Origin of the sequence: Pseudomonas sp. BJa5 (genome assembly GCF_030272875.2) — a bacterium.
Lineage (GTDB): Bacteria > Pseudomonadota > Gammaproteobacteria > Pseudomonadales > Pseudomonadaceae > Aquipseudomonas.
Genome location: NZ_JALRNG020000002.1, coordinates 215,959 through 222,183 on the forward strand (window position 1 = coordinate 215,959; position 6,225 = coordinate 222,183).

At 63.3% G+C, this 6,225-nt stretch carries 7 protein-coding genes; 3 read left to right on the plus strand and 4 right to left on the minus strand.

From position 1 onward, the window contains the following. Positions 1–37: 37 nt before the first annotated feature. On the minus strand, positions 38–490 hold the full coding sequence (locus M2D63_RS02215) for a hypothetical protein (RefSeq protein ID WP_405308919.1): 453 nt from the start codon (positions 488–490) through the stop codon (positions 38–40). A 74-nt stretch (positions 491–564) separates the two neighbouring features. On the opposite strand from M2D63_RS02215, the gene M2D63_RS02220 reads away from it, so the two are divergent. Beyond that, on the plus strand, positions 565–852 hold the full coding sequence (locus tag M2D63_RS02220; protein ID WP_285861125.1) for a hypothetical protein: 288 nt from the start codon (positions 565–567) through the stop codon (positions 850–852). A 15-nt stretch (positions 853–867) separates the two neighbouring features. Here the strand turns inward: M2D63_RS02220 and M2D63_RS02225 are convergent, their stop codons facing one another. Beyond that, on the minus strand, positions 868–1,359 hold the full coding sequence (locus M2D63_RS02225) for a DUF2938 family protein (protein WP_285861126.1): 492 nt from the start codon (positions 1,357–1,359) through the stop codon (positions 868–870). A 66-nt stretch (positions 1,360–1,425) separates the two neighbouring features. On the opposite strand from M2D63_RS02225, the gene M2D63_RS02230 reads away from it, so the two are divergent. Continuing rightward, a complete protein-coding gene (locus tag M2D63_RS02230; protein WP_285861127.1) occupies positions 1,426–2,067 on the plus strand; it encodes a metalloregulator ArsR/SmtB family transcription factor in 642 nt (213 codons plus the stop codon). Position 2,068: 1 nt separating this feature from the next. Here M2D63_RS02230 and M2D63_RS02235 read toward each other — a convergent pair whose 3' ends face one another. Beyond that, entirely contained in the window at positions 2,069–3,319 is a 1,251-nt protein-coding gene (locus M2D63_RS02235) for an aspartate aminotransferase family protein (protein ID WP_285861128.1), read from the minus strand. 101 nt (positions 3,320–3,420) lie between these two features. Next, complete coding sequence (locus M2D63_RS02240; protein WP_285861129.1) at positions 3,421–4,317, minus strand: LysR substrate-binding domain-containing protein; 897 nt, start codon at positions 4,315–4,317, stop codon at positions 3,421–3,423. 335 nt (positions 4,318–4,652) lie between these two features. Here M2D63_RS02240 and M2D63_RS02245 point away from each other — a divergent pair, with 335 nt between their 5' ends. Further along, positions 4,653–6,065: an amino acid permease gene (locus M2D63_RS02245; protein ID WP_285861130.1), complete on the plus strand. Its 1,413-nt coding sequence runs from the start codon at positions 4,653–4,655 to the stop codon at positions 6,063–6,065. Positions 6,066–6,225: the final 160 nt, after the last annotated feature.

Below are 6,225 nucleotides of genomic sequence, written 5' to 3' on the forward strand. Positions count from 1 at the left end.
GCATCGCGGGGCAAGCCCGCTCCTACGGTCCCGTGTTTCAATCCCCGGCCTGGGCCTGCAGCAGCAACTGCCCCTCGACCTCCCTGGCCAGCCCGCTGGCCAGCAGCAGGGGCACCAGGCGTTTGTGCAAGCCCGGCTCGACGAAGGCGCGCAGGGTGTCCAGGTCGAGTGCGCCCAGTGGCGGCAGCTCGGCCTTGGTGTACGACAGCCAGGCCTTCTTCAGGACCATCAGCACGTCGCTGCCCGAGGTGGTGGCAAAGCGCCGATGCACGACCTGGCCCTGCAGGGAGAAACTGTGCGCGTGCTCATAGCCCGACTCGTCGCCTGCACTGGCCAGGCAACGGCTGCAACGGCAAGGACCGTCGCCGAAGGCCTTGTCCAGGTAGGTGTTGAAATCCACCACAGGCTTGAGGCCCAGGCGCTTGTCGACTTCGAACAGGTCCGAGGTGAGGTGTTGTTCAGCGGTCAATGTCTTTTCCTGATTGATCATGGCGGTCGCGCACAATACCCTAGGCGCCCCCGCGCGTCAGTAGACGCCGATCTATCCGCCGTTGGAGTTCAAGCATGTACGACTACCTAGCCACCGTCACCGTCAGCAACGAAGGAGGCAATGATGTCGAGGCCGCTGAGAACGCTCGTGTTCGCGTCGGCCTGGAGGCGGTCACCGAGACGTTGAAAAAGGTCCACTTCGTCGGCACCCTGGCCGCGCCTGAGGGGGCCACGCATATCTGTGTGACCCTGGAGAATGGCCTGACCTACTACGGCCCGATCGTCAATGGTCACGCCGAGCTCGAAGGCGGCTGGATCGCGTTCGAGAGTGACATGCTCACGCCCAAGGAACTGGGTCTGTAACAAGCGTCCATCCCTTCAGGCCAGCACCGCGGACCACAGCAGCCCGGCCAGGTACAAGGCCACGCCGAACACGCTGTGGGCCAGCAGGCTGCGGGCCCGGGCCGCCGCGGGGTTCGGCGCCTTCGAGGCGAACAGGCCGGCGCCCATGCCTGGCTGCATGACCAGGTAGGGCGCCAGCACCGTAGCCACGCCCAGTGCCAGCGCCGGCAACAAGGTCGGCTGGCGCACCCACTGCACCCCGTTCAACACCAGCAGCAGCGCGGCGAAGCCGATGCCGATCAGGTAGTGGGTAGACCAACCCAGTAGCCGCTCCGCCGGCAGGGCCTGGGTCTTGGCGATGCTGGCGTGCATGAACTGCCCCCGGGGCATGTGCCCGACCCAGCGACCGACCAGGGCCCAGTTCGGCCCGGGCATCCCCAGCACACGTTGCTGGAACAACGCCCACAGGTCGGCCAGGGCGGTGGCCGTAAGGCCGATCAACACGGCCAGAATGAGTCCTTCAAGCATGGGCCATCTCCTCTAATAACATTCAATTAATTGATTGAATGATTGGCCAATGCTACCGTGCTGTCAATGACCGACCTGAACCTGCAATACCATCACGACATCGCCGACCTGGCCCGCACCCTGGGCCATGCCCATCGCCTGAGCCTGCTGCAAGCCATCGCCCAGGGCGAGCGCGCCGTGGAACAGCTGGCGCAACAGTGCGAGCTCTCGGTGGCCAACACCTCCCAGCACCTGCAGCATCTGCGTCGGGCCGGTTTCGTGCAGACCCGCCGTGACGGCAAGCGGGTGCTCTATCGATTGAGTGGCGGCCCGGTGCAGGGCCTGCTGGCAGCGCTCGGGCAATTCGCCGAATACAACCGCGCGGCCATGCGCGCGCTGCTCGACGATAGCCGGCAAACGCCCGATCAGCTCGAAGGCATCAGCCGCGAAGAGTTGCTCGAACGCCTGCGCGAGCACAGCGTGACTTTGCTCGATGTGCGCCCGGCCGATGAGTTCGCCCAGGGGCATCTACCGGGTGCGATCAATATCCCGTTCCAGGAGTTGCAGCAGCGCCTGGGCGAGTTACCGCCCAGCCAGGAAGTGATCGCCTACTGCCGGGGGCCCTGGTGCGTGTTTTCCCGCGATGCGGTAGCCGCCCTGCGGGCGGGCGGCTTGCAGGCGCGTCACTTCGCCAATGGCGTCGAGCACTGGCCGGACGCGCTGCACTGAATCAGGCCAGGGCCGCCAGGCACTGCTCGAGGATATCCAGGCCTTCTTCCAGCACCCCAGGCTCGATGGTCAGTGGTGCCAGCAGGCGCACGATATGCCGTGCCTTGTCGCTGGGCATCAGCAACAGGCCGGCGGCCCGGGCCGCTTCGAGCAACTGTGCCAGTTGCGCCGGTGCCGGTGCGCCCCCGGCATCGACCAGCTCGATACCGCGCATCGCGCCCGTACCGGTCAGGCGGCCCAGGTAGGGCGAGAGTTTCTGCGCCTGCCAGCGCTGGTGGCGGCTGACAATCGCGCTTTCCTGCAACTCGCCCCAGGTGGCCAGGTTGGCGTCGGTCATTTGCTCCAGGGTCGCCAGGGCCGCCGCGCAGGCCATGGGGTTGCCCGAATAGGTGCCGCCCAGGCCGCCCTTGGGCAGGCTGTCGAGCAGGTCCTTACGGCCGAGCACCGCACCCAGCGGCATCCCGCCGGCAATGCTCTTGGCCACCAGTAACAGGTCCGGTTCGATGCCCAGGCGCGGGAAGGCGAAGCGCTGGCCGGTGCGACCGAAGCCGGACTGGATCTCGTCGGCAATGATCAGGATCCCGTGGTTGTCACAGAAACGGCGCAGTGCCTGGGCAAACGCCGGGTCCATGGCCAGGAAGCCGCCTTCGCCCTGAACCGGCTCGAAGATCACCGCCGCCACTTCATTGACATCGATCTCGACGCTGAACAGGCGCTCAAGGGCCTGTAGTGCCTGCTCGCCGCTGACGCCGGTGTCGGCGCTGGGGAAGGGCAGGTGATACACCGGCCCTGGCAGCACACCGACCCGCTGCTTGTAGGGCGCGACCTTGCCGTTGAGGTTGAGGGTGGCCAGGGTGCGGCCATGAAAGCCGCCGTCAAAGGCGATGATCGCGGTCCTGCCGGTGGCGCCGCGGGCAATCTTCAGGGCGTTTTCGGCAGCCTCCGCGCCACTGTTGGTGAGCATGCCACTGAGCGGGTAGGACACCGGAACAAAGGCGGCCAGGCGCTTCATCAGGTCGATGTAAGGCTCATGTCCGGCGGCATTGAAGGCGTAGTGGGTCAGGCGCGTCGCCTGCTGTTGAATGGCGGCGACAATCGCCGGGTTGCAGTGCCCAAGATTGAGCACGCCAATGCCGCCGACAAAATCAATATAACGTTTGCCGTGAGTGTCCCAGACTTCTGCATTCTTGCCATGGGAAAGTGTAATCGGGTGTACGACGGAAATGGACTGGCTGATATGTTCGTGGCTCATGTGCACGCGCTCTATGGCAAGTTATGCGCGTATCTAAGCGAGACAGACAGACCGAACACAAACGAATTAAAGGATTGCAATCATTCCTGTAGTTCTTGAAGTTATGCCTGCATCGCTACCCGCTCGCGTATCCATTGCACAAACGCCTGCACCTTGGGCACCTCGGCGGCATGTTCGGCATGGGCGATGAAATGCGAGCCTTCGCTGCTCCTGGCATGGTCCCAGGCGATCGCCAGCTTGCCCTCGGCCAGCTCCTCGGCCACCAGGTACTGCGGGATCAGGGCGATGCCGCAACCGGCCTGGGCGGCGCGAATGCACATGGAAAAGGTGTCGAAGCGCGGGCCGTGGTAGCTGTTCTCGCTGTGCAGGCCCAGGTCCTGGAACCAGTCGTGCCAGGCCTCCGGGCGCGAGGTGCATTGCAGCAGGCGCTGGCCGGTGAGGGCGCTGGCGCTGGCGAAGCGCTGCGCTGCCAGAAGCTGCGGCGCGCACACCGGCACCACGTTTTCGTTGAACAGCTCGATGCAGGTGGCGCCCGGCCAGGTGCCCTGGCCGAAGAAAAAGGCGATGTCAGCCTTGGCCTGGATCAGGTCGAAAGGCTCCAGGTCGTTGCGCACATCCAGGTGGATGCGCGGATGGCGCTCGCCAAAACCCTTGAGGTTGGGCACCAGCCAGCGCTCACCGAAGGTCGGCTGGGTAGCGATGCGCAGCACCTCGGTTTCGCCGCCGTAGCTGAGGATGTAGCGGCTGGACATGTCCAGCTGGACCAGGATCTTGTTCACCTCGGCCAGGTACAGGGCGCCGGCCGGGGTCAGGTGCAGGCGCCGGCGAATGCGCTGGAACAGCGGATGGCTGAGCATGTCCTCGAGCTGGGCGACCTGCTTGCTCACCGCGCTCTGGGTCAGGTGCAGCTCTTGCGCGGCGCGGGTGAAGCTCAGGTGCCGGGCGGCGGCTTCAAAGCACTGCAAGGCGGTGGTCGAGGGCATCAGGCGTTTGGACATGGGCGGGTCGATCCGGCGAAAAAGGCGTAAGGTCATTCCGATACGGAATCATATGCTTCTAAAAGGTCGTTTGTGGCTGTCGGCCTTGAAGATTAATACTGATCCGCATCAAGGATTTCAACCGGAATTCGCAGTAGCCAGAACCCATTCGTCAGTACAACTAACTGAGCGATAACTACTGCCTGAAAGTTTAATTATCGATTAACGGGAGACTCTGTAATCCGGCTTGGGACGGGCCACTGAAAACAACAAGCGTCACCACTTTATAACTCTTTCTGCTCTAACCCTGTCGGCTGCGCGAGCTGTGCAGCGACATACCCAGTTGAGGGTTGAACATGGCATCGCAACAACAAAACAAACAGCGCTCGCTGCAACACGGTCTGACATCGCGCCAGGTATCGATGATCTCCATTGCCGGGATCATCGGTGCGGGGCTTTTCATCGGCTCTTCCACCGCCATCGCCACCGCCGGCCCGGCCATTCTCATTTCCTATGCCATGACCGGCCTGCTGGTGCTGCTGGTCATGCGCATGCTCGGTGAAATGGCCATCGCCAACCCGGACAGCGGTTCGTTCTCCACTTATGCCAGCCAGGCCATCGGTCCCTGGGCCGGGTTTACCATCGGCTGGCTGTACTGGTGGTTCTGGGTGCTGATCATTCCGGTGGAAGCCATTGCCGGGGCGGACATCCTCCACGCCTATTTCCCCGCGGTGCCGTCCTGGTTGTTCGCCTTCCTGATCATGATCGTGCTGTCGGGTACCAACCTGATCAGCGTGAAGAACTTCGGCGAGTTCGAGTATTGGTTCGCCCTGATCAAGGTAGTGGCGATCCTGGCCTTTATCGTCGTTTGCACCCTGGCGGTATTCGGCGTCTGGCCGCTGGCAGCGCAGGCCTCCGGAGTCAGCCAGCTGTGGGCCAATGGTGGCTTCATGCCCAATGGCTTCGGTGCGGTGCTCGGGGGCGTGCTGGTGACCATCTTTTCGTTCTTCGGGGCCGAGATCGTCACCATTGCCGCCGACGAAACCGCCAATCCCAAGGACAAGATCCGCAAGGCCACCAACCTGGTGGTCTACCGCATCGCCATCTTCTACATCGTGTCGATCTTCTTCATCGTCTCGCTGGTGGCCTGGAACGATCCGCAGCTCAAGGCGGTGGGTTCCTTCCAGCGCGTGCTGGAAGTGCTGAACGTGCCCGGGGCCAAGCTGCTGGTCGACCTGGTGGTGCTGGTGGCGGTCACCAGTTGCATGAACTCGGGCCTGTACACGGCCTCGCGGATGCTCTATTCGCTGGGTGCCCGGGGCGAGGCATTGCCGATGACCCGGCGTATTTCCGGTAACGGCGTGCCCACCGTGGCGGTGATCCTCTCGACCTTCGCCGGATTCGCCGGTTGCCTGGTCAACTATGTATTCCCCGGCAAGGTCTTTGGTTTCCTGCTCTCGACCACCGGTGCCATCGCCCTGCTTGTGTACCTGGTGATTGCCGTGTCGCAGTTGCGCATGCGCGCCAGGAACGAACGTGAAGGTACCGAGCTTGCGTTCAAGATGTGGCTGTTCCCCTGGCTGACCTGGCTGGTGATTGGGCTGATCGTCTCGGTGCTGGGCTATATGCTGATCAGCCCGGCCTACCGTTACGAAACCCTGATGACGGGCGGAGTGACGGCGGCGATCCTGCTGATTTCTCTGAGCCGGCGCAAGTCGACTGCCAGTGCTCCGGCAGGTCAGCCGTCGCTATCGGGCAAAGGGGCTTAGCCTGCAGCATTGGGCAGGAAAACAGTTCTTCACGGAGTTCCGGGGGCAGCGATCCTTGGGTTGGGTTTGGATGCTGAGGGTTTGAGCTTATCCATTCCATGCAGCGACGCTGCCGGCCCCTTCCGCCTTTACGGCGGGTCCCTTTTGTCTTGGCAAAAGG